This window comes from Pseudomonas sp. IPO3749 (assembly GCF_013386605.1).
Classification (GTDB): domain Bacteria; phylum Pseudomonadota; class Gammaproteobacteria; order Pseudomonadales; family Pseudomonadaceae; genus Aquipseudomonas; species Aquipseudomonas azotoformans_A.
This window is the reverse complement of the sequence record NZ_JACARN010000095.1, coordinates 1-15,598: the sequence shown is the minus strand read 5'-3', so window position 1 is coordinate 15,598 and position 15,598 is coordinate 1. Positions and strand designations below refer to the sequence as shown.

Below are 15,598 nucleotides of genomic sequence, written 5' to 3'. Positions count from 1 at the left end.
TTTATCTATTAGCCATTGCAACCTGGCCTTGGCGACGGCACTCTGTATGCATAACCAGTATTTGAACGCTGCACGCCATGGCCAACCCCCTCGAAGACCCGCTCTATTACCTGCATAACTTCCGCCAGGTCCTGCATTGGCTAGGGCAACGCTATGCGGACCTGCTGGATGCGGACGAACAGCATTTCATTCAGCAATTTGACAGGTTGCCGCAGGCGTCCCAGGCACTTTTGGTGCGCATGGTGATGCGCAAGGGTGTGCATTTTCGGGCTGGCAAGCTCAATTACCTGGAGATCGGCTGCACCCACGCCGCTGCCGCGCCATTGCTTGCCTTGGGCTGGGTCGACAATCAATCCCCGCTGGCCTTTGAAGCGCTGTTCGGCTTGCTGCAAAAAGGCGAGATACTCGGTGCGTTCAAGCCCTGGATCGACCAGCCCAAGGGCAAGAAGTCCGATTGGTTGGAAGGGCTGGCGGCGCAATTCACCGACAACCGCAGTTTCGCCAGCTGGTGTCCGGACCTTACCGACACGCTGTACAGCCTTACCGTCATGGAATTGTGTGATCGCCTGCGCCTGATGTTCTTCGGCAACCTGCATCAGGACTGGTCGGAATTCGTGCTGGCCGACCTGGGCATCTACACCTACGAAAAAGTCGAATTCTGCGCAGAATCCCGTGGGCTGCGCAGCCGTGACGATGTGCACGGCTTTCTGTTCCTGCACCAATGCCAGCAGGCCTTTGAAGCCGGTGAAGCGTTGGAGGAGGTACTTGTCAGGGTCGCAACCCTGAGTACCGACAACCCCTGGCTGGAAAAACGTCGGGCCAAGTTGTTGTTCCAGGTCGGTCAATATTGCGAGCGCATTGCCGAGTTGGCGTTGGCGGAACAGATTTACCGCGCCTGTACCTATCCTGGTGCCCGCTCACGACTGATTCGTGTGCTGGAGCGCCAGGAGGACTACGGCCAAGCCATGGCCCTGGCAACTGCCGCCCAACAAGCCCCGGAAAGCGCCGCCGAGCAGCAACACTTATTGCGTGTCGTGCCACGCCTGCGCCGCAAGCTGGGTGAACCGGCGTTGCCCAAAACCAAGCCACGTCCGGTCACCCGACTGGACCTGGCCCTTGCACTGCCCGAGCCGCTGATGTCGGTGGAGTATTGCGTGCAGGCTCACCTCAGCGAGCCCGATGGGCCGGTGCACTACGTTGAAAACGGGCTGATCAATTCACTGTTCGGCCTGCTGTGCTGGGACGTGATCTTTACGCCGCTGCCGGGTTCATTTTTCCACCCGTTCCAACGCGGGCCAGCGGACCTGCACAGCGAAGACTTCCACCAGCGCCGTGCACCGCTGTTCGCCGCGTGTTTCGAGCAATTGCAGGACGAACGCTACAAAGCCACCATTCGCCAACGTTACAGCGACAAGTGGGGGATCCAGTCACCTTTCGTGTTCTGGAACCTGCTCAGTGAAGACCTGCTGGAACAGGCCCTGGCCTGCCTGCCCGCCGAACACCTGCGCTACTGGTTTGAACGGCTGCTGCTGGACATCCGCGCCAACCGCGCCGGCATGCCCGACCTGATCCAGTTTTGGCCAGCGCAAAAAACCTACCGCATGATCGAGGTCAAGGGACCTGGCGATCGCCTGCAGGACAACCAGTTGCGCTGGCTGGAATTCTGCGGCGAATACCAGATGCCAGTAACGGTCTGCTATGTGCGTTGGGCAGAGTCCGCTTGAGCTACAACGTTGCCGTGCGTGCACTGTGTGAGTTCACGGCCAAGGTCGGTGACCTGGACCTGCGTTTTACGCCGTCGCCCAGCGCCCAGGAAGGCATTGTCGGCCACCGCACCGTCGCCTCGCGGCGCAGCGCGCACTACCAGAATGAAGTGGCGCTTGAAGGCGAGTACCAGCAGCTCAAGGTGCGGGGCAGGGCAGACGGCTACGACCCTGACGCCAACCGCCTGGAAGAAGTGAAGACCTATCGCGGCGACCTCGACGCCCAGCCGGCCAACCATCGGCAACTGCACTGGGCCCAAGTCAAAGTGTATGGCTGGCTGATGTGCCAGAAGCTCAACCTCGCGGAAATCGACCTGGCGCTGGTCTACTTCGACATCGTCGGCGAAGGCGAGACAGTGCTTAACCAACGCTTCCAAGCCGCCGAGCTGGAACCCTTCTTCAACCAGCAATGCGCACTGTTCCTCGGTTGGGCCAAACAGGAAATGGCACACCGCGAAGCGCGCAACAGCGCCGCGCAGACCCTGGCGTTTCCCCATGCTGGTTTCCGTCCTGGCCAGCGTTCGCTTGCCGAATCAGTGTTCAAGGCGGTCAGCACCGGCCGTTGCCTGATGGCCCAGGCACCGACCGGTATCGGCAAGACCATCGGTACGATTTTCCCCTTGATCAAGGCCCTGGCGCCCCAGCAACTGGACAAGCTGTTCTTCCTCACCGCCAAGACGCCCGGCCGCAAACTGGCCCTGGATGCCGCCCAGGTGCTGCATGCCAGCAGCCCGGAGCTGCCACTGCGTGTGCTGGAGCTGGTGGCGCGGGACAAAGCGTGCGAACACCTGGACAAGGCCTGTCATGGCGATTCCTGCCCTTTGGCCAAGGGTTTCTACGACCGTTTGCCCGCCGCACGCATCGCCGCCGCCAAGGTGCGCCTGCTCGATCAGCGCAACCTGCGCGAGGTGGCCCTGGCCCATGACGTCTGCCCCTATTACCTGAGCCAGGAAATGGCGCGCTGGGCCGACCTGGTGGTCGCCGACTACAACTATTACTTCGATTTTGGCGCCATGTTGTTCGGCCTGGCCCAGCTCAACCAGTGGCGCGCAGCCGTGCTGGTGGACGAGGCGCACAACCTGGTCGAGCGGGCCCGCTCGATGTACAGCGCCAGCCTCGACCAGTACCACCTCAAGACCCTGCGCGACACAGCCCCCGAGCCCTTGAAGAAGCCCTTGCAGCGCCTCAACCGTGAGTGGAACGCGCTGCATAAAGACCAACTTGCGCCGTACCAGGCCTACAGCGCCCGCCCCGAGAAACTGCTGCAGGCCCTGAGCCTGTGTGCGAGCGCCATGGGCGAGTACTTCAATGAACACCCCGAATCCCTCAGCGGCGACCTGCAAAATTTCTATTTCGAGGTGCTGCAATTCGGTAAGGTCGCCGAGCTGTTCAACGAACACTTCATTTTCGACATCAGCAAGCGCCAGCTCGGCGGCAAGCGCAGCAGCTCGACCCTGTGCCTGCGCAACGTGGTGCCTGCCGAGTTCATCCGCCCACGGTTGACGGCGGCCCGCAGCAGCGTGTTGTTTTCCGCGACCCTGAGCCCCCGTCATTACTACGCGGATTTGCTGGGCCTGCCGACGGACACGGCATGGATCGATGTGGAGTCGCCGTTCAAGGCCGAGCAGTTGCAGGTGCACATCGTCGATTCAATCTCTACGCGCTTCGTGCACCGCGAGGCCTCGCTGGAGCCGATCGTTGCGTTGATCGCTCGCCAGTACCTGCAACAGCCGGGCAACTACCTGGCGTTTTTCTCGAGTTTTGATTATTTGCAGCAAGTGGCGCAGTTGCTGGCCGAGCGGCATCCGAAGATCGCGCTGTGGCAACAGTCTCGCGGCATGGCCGAGGCCGAGCGCCAGGCCTTTCTCGACCAGTTCACCGAGCACAGCCAGGGCATCGGGTTTGCCGTGCTGGGCGGCGCGTTCGGCGAGGGCATCGACTTGCCCGGAACCCGTTTGATCGGCGCATTCATTGCCACCCTTGGCCTGCCCCAGTTGAACCCGGTCAACGAACAGATGAAGTTGCGCATGGGCACGATCTTCGGCGCGGGCTACGACTACACCTACCTGTATCCCGGCATCCAGAAAGTCGTGCAGGCGGCGGGCCGGGTGATCCGCAGCCAGCAGGATCAGGGTGTGGTGATGTTGATCGATGACCGATTTGGCGAGGCACGGGTACGTCAATTGCTGCCGCGCTGGTGGGCGGTGGCTTGAGTCATTCCTGCCATCAATGATGCTGGTGGCTTCAGCCGCCATGGTCCACGCTGGGGAAAACCTTCAAGTAGGTCATGCCCATGCGCCAGCACCTCATCAGCGTCAACGGTATTGAGTTAAGCGTTCATATTGCGGGCCCAGAACAGGGGACGCCGATCTGGTTGCTTCACGGTTTCCCTGAGTGCTGGCACTCCTGGCGCGAACAGATTCCCGCACTGGCAGCGGCGGGTTATCGCGTATTTGCCCCGCAAATGCGTGGTTATGGCCAGACAAGTTCGCCCAGTGAAATTGCCGACTATGACCTGTTGACCCTATGCGGCGATATCCAGCAAGCCATGGACCATTTTGGCCATACGCAGGTGGTGATGGCCGGCCATGACTGGGGCGCTGTGGTGGCTTGGCACCTGGCGTTGCTTGAGCCTGAGCGTGTCACACGCTTGATCACGATGTCGGTCCCGTTCGCTGGGCGCGCACGGCGGCCGGTGATCGAAATCATGCGCGAGCTGTATGCCGACCGCTTCAACTACATCCTGTATTTCCAGGCGCCGGGCGTTGCCGAGCAGGAGTTGAATGCTGATGTCGAACGCACTTTGCGCCTGTTCATGCAGGACCAGGATGTGTTTCTACAGCGCAAGCCTGCCAGCGCCACCTTGCTCGAAGGCATGTCGGCGCCCGGTGAAATGCCGCATTGGTGTTCCCAGGCGGACTTGGACGTGTATGTGAACACCTTTGCCGAGCACGGTTTTCGTGGCCCGCTGAACTGGTATCGCAACTTTGAACGCAACTGGCAACGCACTGAGTGCCTGGCGGGGCAGCAGGTCCTGCAACCCACGTTGTTCCTGATCGGCGACCGCGACCCGGTCGGGGTCTTCGAGGCCCACACGCTCAAGCGCATGCCGGATTCAGTGCCGCAGCTTGAGCAACACGTGCTGGCCAACTGTGGTCACTGGATCCAGAACGAACAAGCCCAACAGGTCAACGCGCTGATGCTCGGGTTTCTAGGGAAAACGTGAAGGTTGCCCCTCGACCCGGTTGATCCACCAGGCGAATGCTGCGCCCATGCAGTTGCAGGATGCGGTGCACGATGCGCAGGCCCAGGCCACCGTCACGGCGGGCACCGCCGATGGTAAACGCGCGCAGGAACAAGCCTTCGCGCAGCTCGGCGTCGATGCCTGGGCCGCTGTCGCTGACGGTGATGGCGACAGCGTTGGGTTCCGGCGACAACGTCACCTCGATTTCGCCGTTCACCGGTGTATGACGCAGGGCGTTATCCAGCAGATTGGTAAGCACCCGCTCGATCAGGCCCAGGTCCGCCAGCACCGCGGGCACTTGCGGTGGAAGGGTCGCAGTGAGCGTAATGCCGCGCGCTTCGGCCGTGAGCTCGAATTTCTGGAAAATGTCCTGCACCAGGTCCGGCAATGAAAAACCTTCGATCACCGGTTGGACAAAACCATGCTCCAGGCGCACCAGTTCCAGCAATGACTGGGCCAGACCGCCAACCTTGCGGCTCTGGTCCAGGGCAATGCCCAGATAACGGCGGCGTTCTTCGGGGCTGAGGCTGGCATCCTTGAGCGACAGGGTTTCCAGGTAACCATGCAGCGAGGCCAATGGCGTACGCAGGTCATGGGAGATATTCGCGACCATTTCGCGACGTTCCTGGTCCTGATGGGTGATGGCGCGCCATTGTTCGCCCAGGCGGTTTTCCATCTGCACGAAGGCGTGGTCGAGCACGGCAATTTCATCGCCGCTGGTGAGTTCCGGCGCAGCGGTTTCAGCCGCTTTCGGTGCGCCATTGATGTCGAACTGGCCGACTTTGTCGGTCAACTGACGCAGCGGTCGGGTGATCCAGGCGAACGCAACCAGGCCGGCCAACAAGCAGAGCAGGGCGACCAGGCCGATGGACCACAGCGCGATCTTCAACGCCATGCCGGTGGCATCCTTGGCGTCATACACGTCGTGGGCTTCACCCAGCAGCACCACATACAGGAAACCGGTCTGCTGGCCGCCTGCCATAAGAGGCGCCGCGCTGAACACCTTGCGCCCATCAAGGCTGCGCGGGTCATCGCCGAGGATCGGCAGCATGAACCCGGCCAGGAAACGTCGCACGGGTGCGAGGTCGACCCGATCACGCAGCAAATGACCACTGGGCGCGGCGTTGCCGACCACGCGGCCGTCGATGTCGAGCAGGTACACCTCGACGCTCGGGTTGACCAGCATCAACTGGCTGAACAGGTTGCGCACGGCGTCGGGCTTGAGGCCATCGGCGTCCATCAATTGTGTGTCGCGGGCAATGTGCGCCGCCAGGTCGCGGGACAGGCCTTGCACCACCTCCAACTCATGCATGCGGTTGGAGCGAACCTGCAACCAGGCCGAGGTGCCGCTGCAGACCAGCAGCAACACGGCAAACACCACCGACAGGCGCTGGGTCAGGGTCAGTTTCATGGTGGGCTCTCGGCAAACTTGTAGCCGCGACCCCACACCGTGAGGATGCGCGCCGGGTTGGCGGGGTCGTCTTCGACCTTGGCGCGCAGGCGGTTGATATGGGTGTTGACCGTGTGTTCATAACCCTCATGGCTGTAGCCCCACACCGCATTGAGCAGGTCCATGCGTGAGAACACCTTGCCCGGCTGGCGCGCGAAGAAGTACAGCAGGTCGAATTCCCGTGGGGTGAGGTCCAGGCGCTGGCCTTGCAGGGTGGCGTCGCGGGTCAGCGGGTTGATGAACAGTTGGCCCAGATCGAGGCTGCCGGCGTCCATCTTCAGGTTACGCGCCATGGCGTCGACCCGGCGTAACAGCGCTTTCACTCGGGCCACCAGCTCCGGCATGGAAAACGGCTTGGCCAGGTAATCGTCCGCGCCCAGCTCCAGGCCGAGGATGCGGTGCAGTTCGCTGGAGCGGGCGCTGGTGATGATGATCGGTGTGTAGCGCGTCATGGCACGGGCGCGGCGGCAGATTTCCAGGCCGTCGACGCCGGGCAGCATCAGGTCGAGGATCAGCGCATCCCAGCCGCCTTGCTCCAGCAGTCGCAGGCCTTCGGTGCCGTCGGCGCTGTGCACCACCTGGAATTGTTCATCACGCAGGTGCAGGCACATCAGGTCGGCGATATGGGCATCGTCCTCAACCACCAGGACACGTTTTGGCTGATCCATGTAAGAGAAACCTTCGCTTGTAGTCCTCGCATTGTGCGGGTTTTGCAACAGTGTAGTTATCACGAATTGTTTAACTCTGCGTGAGGATTCCGCGACCGGCCAGGGCTCAGGATGGTTTCAATGTTTATGGAGGAATGCCTCATGTACTCACGCCGACAATTACTCCTGGCCGGTGGCGGCCTGGGTGTCGCAGTTCTGGCCGGTGGCCTGCTCAAACAGCTCGACCTGGTCACCGAAGCCGAAGCCGCCGAACCCTTCGAAGTCACTCACACCGACGCGCAATGGCGCAGCCTGCTCACTGCCGAGCAGTACGAAATCCTGCGCGAGGAGGGCACTGAGCGTCCTTACACCAGCGCGCTGAACGACGAACACCGTGCGGGCACCTTCGCCTGCGCCGGTTGTGCGTTGCCGCTGTTTTCCTCAGCCACCAAATTCAACAGCCACACCGGCTGGCCGAGTTTCTGGCAGCCCCTGGACAACGCCGTTGCCAGCCGCCGGGACACGTCCTACGGCGTGGTGCGTAAGGAAATCCACTGCCGTCGCTGCGGCGGCCATCAAGGACACGTGTTCGATGACGGTCCGCAACCCACCGGGCTGCGCTACTGCATGAATGGCGCCGCCATGACATTCACGGCGGCCTAAGCCGATGTCTTTCTCTTATAAGGTTCCCTGCCATGTGGCTTCTGGTTCTCGCGTACCTGGGCGGCGTGCTGACAATCGTCAGCCCGTGCATCCTGCCTGTTCTGCCTTTTGTCTTCGCTCGCACCGGGCAGCCGTTTTTGCGCAGTGGCTTGCCGCTGTTAGCGGGGATGGCGGTGACATTCGCCCTGGTGGCAACGCTCGCGGCGGTGGGCGGCGGCTGGGTGGTGCAGGTCAATCAGTACGGTCGCTGGCTCGCGTTGCTGTGCGTTGCGCTGTTCGGCTTAACGCTATTGCTGCCGCAGCTGTCGGAGCGTCTGACGCGCCCGTTGGTGGCCGCCGGCAGTCGCCTGTCGGAAGCCGCCGGGGCCGCTGCCAGGCCGCGTCCGGGCGCATCGTTCCTGATCGGCGTGGCCACCGGGTTGCTGTGGGCGCCGTGCGCCGGGCCGATCCTGGGGCTGGTGCTCACCGGCGCCGCACTGCAGGGTGCCAGCATCGGCACTACCTTGCTCTTGCTGGCTTACGCCGCCGGGGCTGCTACCTCCCTCGCGCTGGCCTTGATGGTCGGCGGTAAAGTCTTTGGCTTCATGAAAAAGTCCCTGGGTGCCGGTGAATGGCTGCGCCGAGGCCTGGGTGCGCTGATGCTTGCCGGGGTGGCCGCCATTGCGCTGGGCCTGGACACCGGCGTGCTGTCGCGGTTATCGACTGCCTCCACCGGCGGCCTGGAGCAACGCCTGGTGGATACGCTCAGCGCCAAGCCGGCACAAAAGGGCGGGGCGATGATGGCAGGGGGCGCAATGATGGCCGCCGCCAACCACAGCGACACACTGCCCATCGAAGGTGCGCTGCCTTCTCTGGACGGCGCCGTGCAATGGCTCAACAGCCCGCCACTGAGCGCCGAAGCGCTCAAGGGCAAGGTGGTGCTGGTGGATTTCTGGACCTACTCCTGCATCAATTGCCTGCGCACCTTGCCTTACGTGAAAGCCTGGGCCGAAAAATACCGCGACCAGGGCCTGGTGGTGATTGGCGTGCACGCGCCGGAATTCGCCTTTGAACGTGATGTGAACAACGTGACCAAGGCCATGAAAGACCTGGGCATTACCTACCCGGTGGCCATCGACAACAACTACAAGGTCTGGCGCGCGTTCAACAACCAGTACTGGCCGGCCCATTACTTTGCCGATGCCAAGGGGCAGATCCGCTATCACCACTTTGGCGAGGGCGACTATGCCGAGTCGGAGCGGGTGATCCAACAGTTGCTGCGTGAAGCCGGTGCCCAGCACGTCGCTGGCGGCTTGATCGAAGCCGACGCCAAGGGCGTGCAGCAAGCGCCGGACATGAACGAAGTGCAATCGCCGGAAACCTACCTGGGCGCCCAGCGTGCCGAGAACTTCGTCAAATCCGGCCCCCTGGCACTGAACAACTGGACCCTGGAAGGCCAATGGAACGTCGGCGGCCAGCAGGTCACCCTCGACCAGGCCGGCGGGCGCATCGCCTACCGCTTCCATGCCCGTGACCTGCATCTGGTGCTCGGTCCTGGCGCCGATGGAAAACCGGTGCGCTTCAAAGTCACGATTGATGGCCAGGCTCCAGGCGAAGCCCACGGCACCGACGTGGCCCCGGATGGCAGCGGCACCGTCACCGAACAGCGCTTGTATCAGCTTGTGCGCCAGCCGGGCGCCGTGCAAGACCGCACCTTCACCATCGAATTCCTCGACCCCAACGTGGCGGCGTATGCCTTCACCTTTGGTTAACCCGGAGTGCCTGTCATGAATGTATTCAAATACCTGCCCGCACTGGCTTTCGCTGCCTTCGTCGGCCAAAGCTCAGCCTTCTCCTTCGGCGCCTCCGACGATGCCGTCGTCATCGCGCCGCCGGCCCTGGACCTGCCTGCAACCTCAGGCAACCTGCAAACCGCCGTGTTCGCCGGTGGCTGTTTCTGGGGCGTGCAGGGTGTATTCCAGCACGTGCAAGGGGTGAAAAATGCCGTCTCCGGCTACGACGGTGGGGCGGCGAGTACCGCGCAATATGAAGCCGTCAGTGAAGGCGATACCGGCCACGCCGAGTCCGTGTCCGTCACCTACGACCCGAGTAAAGTCAGCTACGGCAAACTGCTGCAGATCTACTTCTCGGTCGCCCACAACCCCACCGAACTCAACCGCCAGGGCCCGGACACCGGCACCCAATACCGATCTGCAATCTTCGCGCAGAATGCCGAGCAGCAAAAAGTCGCCCAGGCCTACATCGCCCAGTTGGATGCCGCTAAATCCTTCGACAAACCCATCGTCACCCAGATCGAAATGGGTAAGGCGTTCTTCCCGGCGGAGTCCTACCATCAGGACTTCCTCACCGAGAACCCGTCGTACCCCTACATCGTGATCAACGACCTGCCGAAAGTGGCGCAACTGAAAAAGCTGTTTCCAGAGCAATACAGCGCCGAGCCGGTGCTGGTGAAAAACCAGTAATCAGCCTTTGGCCTTGGCCAGGTAAGGTGCCAGGCGCCGGCCCATTTCCTCACCCAGGGCTTGCAGCCCGCTCAACGGGCGGATCATCACTTCAAACTCGATGATCTGCCCTAGTTCGTTGAAGCGGATCAGGTCGATGCCCTTGAGCTGCTTGTCGCCCACGCGCGCGCTGAATTCCAGCACCACACTCAGGCCATCGCCGGTGGCGAGTTCACGGTGATAAGTAAAGTCTTCGAAGACGTTGATCACCGTATTGAGGATCATCGACACCACCGGCGCGCCAGGGTAGGGCGTATGAGCCATAGGCGAGCGGAAGACGGCGTCGGGCGCCAACAGTTCGGGCAGGGCCTTGAGGTCACGATTGGCCAACATGGCGTGCCAGCGTTGCAGGGTGTGTGCAGCCGCAGGGTAGAGCGTGAGTTCGGACATGTTCTGTACCTGTTCTTATGGTGGGAAGGCATTTCACCTGCCCAACATAAGAGCGGTATCCAAACAGGGTCAATCACCCTAACTTACAGATAAGTGACCTAAGCGCACTTAGACCATCTCCAGGTACGAGCTGTGAATCGCCCGCGCCAACTCGCGCACGGTGTCGATAAAGTCCGTGAGACGGGCGTGCAATCCCTCCTCAAGAATCTCGTCGATCCCGGTATACCTCAGCCGCGCCTCGAACTCTGCCGCCAAACGCTGCGCCGTGCGCCCATAACTGCCGGGCAGGTCCGCCAGGATATGGCTCAGTTCTTCGATGCAGGCATGCAACGAACGCGGCACATCACTGCGCAACAGCAGCAACTCGGACACGGAACGGGCATTCAAAGCATTCGGGTACAGCTCGGTATACGCCTCGAACGACGACAACGCGCGGAGCAGGGCGCTCCACTGGTAATAACCGCGTGCCGACAAGTCGCTGACTTCTTCCGATTCCTCGCCAAACATCTCGTAGCGCGCATCCAGCAGGCGCAGGGTGTTGTCCGCACGTTCGACAAAGGTGCCCAGGCGGATAAACCGATAGGCGTCATTGCGCATGATCGTCCCGGACGTCGCTCCCCGGAACAGGTGCGAGCGCTGCTTGACCCAATCACAGAAGTGACTGATGCCATGCCGCGCCAGGCCGCCGGTAGCGATGCTGCGCATTTCCAGCCAGGTGGCGTTGAGGTTTTCCCACATGTCGGCGGTGATGCGCCCGCGTACCGCGTGGGCATTGCCGCGTGCGGCACGCAGGCAGTTGTAGATGCTTGCGGGGTTTTCTTCGTCGAGTGCAAAAAAGTGCAGCATGCGCTCGGCATCCAGCTGTTTATGGCGCTCCAGGTAACTGTCCAGGGTGCCGCTGCTGAGCAACGACATGGCCAGCTCATCCAGGCCGTCACTGCGCCCGGCCTGGGGCATCAATGACAGGGAATAACTGACTTCGAGCATGCGCGCCAGGTTCTCGGCGCGCTCCAGGTAACGGGACATCCAGTACAGATCTGCGGCGGTTCTACTCAACATACTCAGCCCTCCACCACCCAGGTGTCCTTGGTTCCGCCGCCTTGCGACGAGTTGACGATCAACGAGCCTTCCTTCAGCGCCACGCGGGTGAGGCCACCGGGCACCAGGCGGGTTTCCTTGCCCGAGAGTACAAATGGCCGCAGGTCGATATGCCGTGGAGCGATGCCGTTTTCGACAAAGGTCGGGCAGGTGGACAGGCTCAATGTCGGTTGGGCGATGTAGGCATGGGGCCTGGCCTTGATGCGTTGGCGGAAGTCCTCGATCTCGGCGGCGCTGGAGGCCGGGCCGACCAGCATGCCGTAACCGCCCGAGCCCTGGGTTTCCTTGACCACCAGTTCCGGCAGGTTGGCCAGCACGTGGGACAGTTCATCCGGCTTACGGCACTGGAAAGTCGGTACGTTCTGTAACACCGGTTCTTCGTCCAGGTAGAAACGGATCATTTCCGGCACATAGGGGTAGATCGATTTGTCGTCGGCCACGCCGGTGCCGATGGCATTGGCCAGCACCACATTGCCTGCGCAATAGGCGGCGACCAGACCGGGCACGCCGAGCATCGACTCAGGGTTGAAGGCCTTGGGGTCGAGAAAAGCGTCGTCAATGCGCCGGTAGATCACATCCACCGGCTTGGGGCCGTCGGTGGTGCGCATGAACACCTTGAGGTCCTGCACGAACAGGTCCGCACCCTCAACCAACTCAACGCCCATTTCACGGGCCAGGAACGCATGCTCGAAGAACGCGCTGTTGAAGCGACCCGGCGTAAGCACCACCACGTTGGGGTTGTCCAGGCGGCTTGAGCTTTTCAGGGTCTTGAGCAGCAGGTTGGGGTAGTGGTCCACCGGTGCGATGCGCTGTTTGGCGAACACCTCGGGGAACAGGCGCATCATCATCTTGCGGTCTTCGAGCATATAGCTCACGCCGCTGGGGGTGCGCAGGTTGTCTTCCAGCACGTAGTAAGTGCCGTCACCATCGCGCACCAGGTCCACGCCGGAAATGTGCGAATAGATGTCGCGGTGCAGGTCCAGCCCGACCATGGCCTTCTGGTAACCCTCGTTGCCCAGCACCTGGTCTGCCGGAATGATCCCGGCCTTGATGATGCGCTGGTCGTGGTAGATGTCGGCGAGGAACATGTTCAGCGCATTGACGCGCTGGATACAGCCGCGTTCGATCACGCTCCATTCACTGGCGGGGATGCTGCGCGGGATGATGTCGAAGGGGATCAGGCGCTCGGTGTCTTGCTCGTCGCCATACAAGGTGAAGGTGATTCCGGCGCGGTGGAACAGCAAATCGGCTTCACGGCGACGCTGGGCCAGCAGCTCCGGCGGCGTATTCGCCAGCCAGCGGGAAAAATCCTGGTAATGCGCACGGCACACGCCGTTTGCGTCATTCATTTCATCAAAGAAAGATCGAGCCATTCCAGTACCTTGTCAGTGCCGAGGGGAGCAGGTGGCACTGCCGTTTCAAAAAACGCATTTTTTATGAGCCCGTGGCGGTGGGTGCCAAAGGGCCTGGTCCTTACTTTCTTATGGGGGTCGGCTCTGGGTCGGGGGGTAACCAATGCTCCTGTATCCGGGCAGATGAATGGATAAAGCAATGCTTGTGCCGGAAACCCTATTCAAGCTGTCGAGCTGAGAGGCTTTTGTAGTGAGCGGGCTTGCCCCGCGCTGGGCTGCGCAGCGGCCCGACCAAAAGCGGGAGCGCTACGCACTCCAGCGCGGGGCAAGCCCGTTCACTACAGTGCACTCCATGCTCCGACTTGGTGCATGAACAAACTTGAACTTCATCCGCCCGCGATTCTTCTAAAGTCACACGAACCTGCATGGAGCACCGCCGTGCCCAGAATCATCTCACCCGAAACCCCGGAATCGAGCCTGCCCGATCACAGCGAGCACAACGCCAAGATCTTCGGTTCGCCCAAGGACCGCCTGGATTTCTACCGGCGCGAAATCCAATACGAAACCACCATCCTCGCCAACCGCACCGACGCCTATCTCACCGCGCAGTCGTTCCTGGTGATCGCCTTCGTGTCCGGCATGGGCAACCTCAACCCCGAGTGGGGCAAGCTGTTCACCGTGGTGGTGCCGATTTTCCTCGCGGCGCTGGGCATCCTCAGTTCCCTCAACGCCTGGCCGGGGATCCGCGCGGCGTATGACATCATCGATCACTGGCACTTCAAGCAAAGCGAGCTGTTGCGCAGCGAGCCGGTGATGGGTATGGCGTACGACGAATCACCGCTGTTTTCCGAGATGGAGTCGTCCCACAAGGGCTACCGCAAGTCGCTGCTGTTCTCCATGCGCGCACCCTGGCTGTTCATGGTGTTCTGGGTACTGCTCGCCGCGTATGCGTTTTATATCCAGGTCGACAACCCTGGGTCGTAAGCCGATGGAACTTCACCGCCCTGGGCATGACCTTAACTCTACCCAGGCGATATTTTCCGAGAGGTAACCATGAGCACAGACAAACAACCCGCCACCGGTGCGGATGCGCCCAAAGACCCGGTGCCGGCCAAAGACCCCAAGGCCAAGGAAAACGACTACAGTCCAGACTTCAAGCCCAAGCCTGAGCCCAAGCCTGAAACCGATGCCGATATCGACACCCAAGGCGGTTAGAGGAGACGGTCATGTCCAAAGAACTTGATGATGAACTCAACGACCCAGGCAACGAAGACCCCGGTTCATTGATGGACGATGCAGAAGTGCCGCTGAACGATCTGGATGACGCGGCGGATGTGGGCAATACCGAAAACCAGGACTGAGCGTCACTCGATCATCTGTGAGCCAATGGTTTTCATCCGGATCATATCCATCAACTGCCGCAACCCCGGCTGTGACTGGCGCCGGCTGGGGTAATACATGCACAACGGCTCGCCCATGCAGGCCCAGTCAGGCATCACCTCCACCAGGCGGCCCTCTTTCAGCTCCTGCTCCACACGGTTGGACAGGCAGTAGGCAATCCCCACCCCTTGCAGCGCGGCATTGACGATGGTCTCGGTGTCTGCCGCGCTGAAGTGGCCGGGCACGTCGATGCGTTGTTGCCGTGTGCCGTTGCCCAATTCCCACTTGTAGGTGGTCTTGTCGCCCAGGTACATGCGGACGCAGGCATGCTCCAGCAAGTCCTTGGGGGCCTGGGGCGTGCCGCGTCGGGCGATATAGGTGGGGGAGGCGACCATGATCCAGCGCAGCTCAGCCGTCAGCGGTACAGCGACCATGTCCTGGGGCACGGTGGCGCCGTAGCGGATACCCGCGTCGTAGCCTTCAGCGATGATGTCGATCATCTGGTCCTGCACGATCAGGTCCAGGCGCAGTTGCGGGTAAGCCGCGCAAAAGTCCCCAAGAATCGGCGCCAGCAGCAAGACCGCCGCGTCCCGTGGCACATTCAGGCGCAGGCGGCCGATCGGTGCCTCGCGATATAGCTCCAGAGTGTCGAGGCCGTCCTTGATGGTGGCAAACCCCTGGAGGAGTTTTTCCGCCAACAGGGAGCCCGCATCGGTAGGTTCCACGGCGCGGCTGGTGCGATAGAGCAGCTTGACGCCCAGGCGGGTTTCCAGGTTGCGCATGGTGTGGCTCAACGCCGAGGTGGTCACCCCCAGTTCATGGGCGGCGTGGCGGAAGCTGCGGCGACGGATGATCGCCATGAACACATTGAGGTCAGCCAATTCGGAACGGTTGAAAGCAGCCATTTCAAGTCTCTTGAGCAGGAATTCGGCTGTATGCGGCGTTGAGCCCGATTCAACCGTAGATGACTTAGAGTAATTGTTTTTCTAAGCATTATTGCGCGCCATGGGATTTTTTTATGCACGTTGAGACCATCAGAATTGCCGGCATCGACCAAGCGGTCTCGCGGATTGCCCTCGGCACCTGGTCCATGGGCGGGCACCTGTGGGG

The 15,598-nt window shown here is 61.5% G+C and carries 15 protein-coding genes; 9 read left to right on the top strand and 6 right to left on the bottom strand.

What is annotated here, in order from left to right; all coding sequences use genetic code 11:
* Positions 1–77 precede the first annotated feature (77 nt).
* The 3 genes from HX812_RS28745 to HX812_RS28735 all read left to right on the top strand — a co-directional run bounded on the left by HX812_RS28745 (position 78) and on the right by HX812_RS28735 (position 4,989).
* Entirely contained in the window at positions 78–1,724 is a 1,647-nt protein-coding gene (locus HX812_RS28745) for a VRR-NUC domain-containing protein (protein ID WP_038850509.1), read from the top strand.
* Complete coding sequence (locus HX812_RS28740) at positions 1,721–3,976, top strand: ATP-dependent DNA helicase (protein ID WP_038850510.1); 2,256 nt, start codon at positions 1,721–1,723, stop codon at positions 3,974–3,976. Before HX812_RS28745 ends, HX812_RS28740 begins: the two co-directional genes overlap by 4 nt.
* An 80-nt stretch (positions 3,977–4,056) precedes the next feature.
* A complete protein-coding gene (locus HX812_RS28735; protein ID WP_038850512.1) occupies positions 4,057–4,989 on the top strand; it encodes an alpha/beta fold hydrolase in 933 nt (310 codons plus the stop codon).
* Here the strand turns inward: HX812_RS28735 and HX812_RS28730 are convergent.
* Together HX812_RS28730 and HX812_RS28725 are read right to left on the bottom strand one after the other, a co-directional pair.
* A complete protein-coding gene (locus HX812_RS28730; protein WP_038850513.1) occupies positions 4,952–6,418 on the bottom strand; it encodes a HAMP domain-containing sensor histidine kinase in 1,467 nt (488 codons plus the stop codon). The genes HX812_RS28735 and HX812_RS28730 overlap by 38 nt on opposite strands.
* Complete coding sequence (locus HX812_RS28725) at positions 6,415–7,125, bottom strand: response regulator transcription factor (protein ID WP_038850514.1); 711 nt, start codon at positions 7,123–7,125, stop codon at positions 6,415–6,417. Before HX812_RS28725 ends, HX812_RS28730 begins: the two co-directional genes overlap by 4 nt.
* A gap of 141 nt (positions 7,126–7,266) precedes the next feature.
* Here HX812_RS28725 and msrB point away from each other — a divergent pair, with 141 nt between their 5' ends.
* The 3 genes from msrB to msrA are packed head-to-tail and all read left to right on the top strand — an operon-like array spanning position 7,267 to position 10,229.
* Positions 7,267–7,767, top strand: coding sequence for a peptide-methionine (R)-S-oxide reductase MsrB (gene msrB, locus HX812_RS28720; protein WP_038850517.1), 501 nt, complete (start codon positions 7,267–7,269; stop codon positions 7,765–7,767).
* Positions 7,768–7,799: 32 nt separating this feature from the next.
* Positions 7,800–9,518, top strand: a complete 1,719-nt coding sequence (locus HX812_RS28715; protein ID WP_038850519.1) for a cytochrome c biogenesis protein DipZ — start codon at positions 7,800–7,802, stop codon at positions 9,516–9,518.
* A 15-nt stretch (positions 9,519–9,533) separates the two neighbouring features.
* Positions 9,534–10,229: a peptide-methionine (S)-S-oxide reductase MsrA gene (msrA, locus tag HX812_RS28710; protein ID WP_038850521.1), complete on the top strand. Its 696-nt coding sequence runs from the start codon at positions 9,534–9,536 to the stop codon at positions 10,227–10,229.
* Here the strand turns inward: msrA and HX812_RS28705 are convergent, their stop codons facing one another.
* The 3 genes from HX812_RS28705 to HX812_RS28695 all read right to left on the bottom strand — a co-directional run bounded on the left by HX812_RS28705 (position 10,230) and on the right by HX812_RS28695 (position 13,129).
* Complete coding sequence (locus tag HX812_RS28705) at positions 10,230–10,658, bottom strand: nuclear transport factor 2 family protein (protein WP_038850523.1); 429 nt, start codon at positions 10,656–10,658, stop codon at positions 10,230–10,232.
* A 108-nt stretch (positions 10,659–10,766) separates the two neighbouring features.
* Positions 10,767–11,717 carry an alpha-E domain-containing protein gene (locus HX812_RS28700; RefSeq protein ID WP_038850525.1) on the bottom strand — a complete coding sequence of 317 codons (951 nt, stop codon included), beginning with the start codon at positions 11,715–11,717 and terminating at the stop codon, positions 10,767–10,769.
* 2 nt (positions 11,718–11,719) lie between these two features.
* Positions 11,720–13,129 (bottom strand): circularly permuted type 2 ATP-grasp protein, encoded by a 1,410-nt coding sequence (locus tag HX812_RS28695; protein ID WP_028616117.1) that lies wholly within the window; start codon positions 13,127–13,129, stop codon positions 11,720–11,722.
* 417 nt (positions 13,130–13,546) lie between these two features.
* Here HX812_RS28695 and HX812_RS28690 point away from each other — a divergent pair, with 417 nt between their 5' ends.
* The 3 genes from HX812_RS28690 to HX812_RS32210 all read left to right on the top strand — a co-directional run bounded on the left by HX812_RS28690 (position 13,547) and on the right by HX812_RS32210 (position 14,469).
* On the top strand, positions 13,547–14,092 hold the full coding sequence (locus HX812_RS28690) for a hypothetical protein (RefSeq protein ID WP_033902169.1): 546 nt from the start codon (positions 13,547–13,549) through the stop codon (positions 14,090–14,092).
* Positions 14,093–14,161: 69 nt separating this feature from the next.
* Positions 14,162–14,323, top strand: coding sequence for a hypothetical protein (locus HX812_RS28685; RefSeq protein ID WP_010210501.1), 162 nt, complete (start codon positions 14,162–14,164; stop codon positions 14,321–14,323).
* Between the two features lie 11 nt (positions 14,324–14,334).
* Entirely contained in the window at positions 14,335–14,469 is a 135-nt protein-coding gene (locus HX812_RS32210; protein ID WP_256348987.1) for a hypothetical protein, read from the top strand.
* A gap of 3 nt (positions 14,470–14,472) precedes the next feature.
* Here the strand turns inward: HX812_RS32210 and HX812_RS28680 are convergent, their stop codons facing one another.
* On the bottom strand, positions 14,473–15,393 hold the full coding sequence (locus tag HX812_RS28680; protein WP_038850527.1) for a LysR family transcriptional regulator: 921 nt from the start codon (positions 15,391–15,393) through the stop codon (positions 14,473–14,475).
* Positions 15,394–15,598: the final 205 nt, after the last annotated feature.

What these genes read in the sequence shown, in the direction of transcription:
- msrB (WP_038850517.1), top strand. Translation starts at nt 7,267, where the DNA reads ATGTACTCACGCCGACAATTACTCCTGGCCGGTGGCGGCCTGGGTGTC.
- HX812_RS28735 (WP_038850512.1), top strand. Translation starts at nt 4,057, where the DNA reads ATGCGCCAGCACCTCATCAGCGTCAACGGTATTGAGTTAAGCGTTCAT.
- HX812_RS28685 (WP_010210501.1), top strand. Translation starts at nt 14,162, where the DNA reads ATGAGCACAGACAAACAACCCGCCACCGGTGCGGATGCGCCCAAAGAC.
- HX812_RS28745 (WP_038850509.1), top strand. Translation starts at nt 78, where the DNA reads ATGGCCAACCCCCTCGAAGACCCGCTCTATTACCTGCATAACTTCCGC.
- HX812_RS28700 (WP_038850525.1), bottom strand. Translation starts at nt 11,717, where the DNA reads ATGTTGAGTAGAACCGCCGCAGATCTGTACTGGATGTCCCGTTACCTG.
- HX812_RS28695 (WP_028616117.1), bottom strand. Translation starts at nt 13,129, where the DNA reads ATGGCTCGATCTTTCTTTGATGAAATGAATGACGCAAACGGCGTGTGC.
- msrA (WP_038850521.1), top strand. Translation starts at nt 9,534, where the DNA reads ATGAATGTATTCAAATACCTGCCCGCACTGGCTTTCGCTGCCTTCGTC.
- HX812_RS28705 (WP_038850523.1), bottom strand. Translation starts at nt 10,658, where the DNA reads ATGTCCGAACTCACGCTCTACCCTGCGGCTGCACACACCCTGCAACGC.
- HX812_RS28725 (WP_038850514.1), bottom strand. Translation starts at nt 7,125, where the DNA reads ATGGATCAGCCAAAACGTGTCCTGGTGGTTGAGGACGATGCCCATATC.
- HX812_RS28715 (WP_038850519.1), top strand. Translation starts at nt 7,800, where the DNA reads ATGTGGCTTCTGGTTCTCGCGTACCTGGGCGGCGTGCTGACAATCGTC.
- HX812_RS28680 (WP_038850527.1), bottom strand. Translation starts at nt 15,393, where the DNA reads ATGGCTGCTTTCAACCGTTCCGAATTGGCTGACCTCAATGTGTTCATG.
- HX812_RS28730 (WP_038850513.1), bottom strand. Translation starts at nt 6,418, where the DNA reads ATGAAACTGACCCTGACCCAGCGCCTGTCGGTGGTGTTTGCCGTGTTG.
- HX812_RS32210 (WP_256348987.1), top strand. Translation starts at nt 14,335, where the DNA reads ATGTCCAAAGAACTTGATGATGAACTCAACGACCCAGGCAACGAAGAC.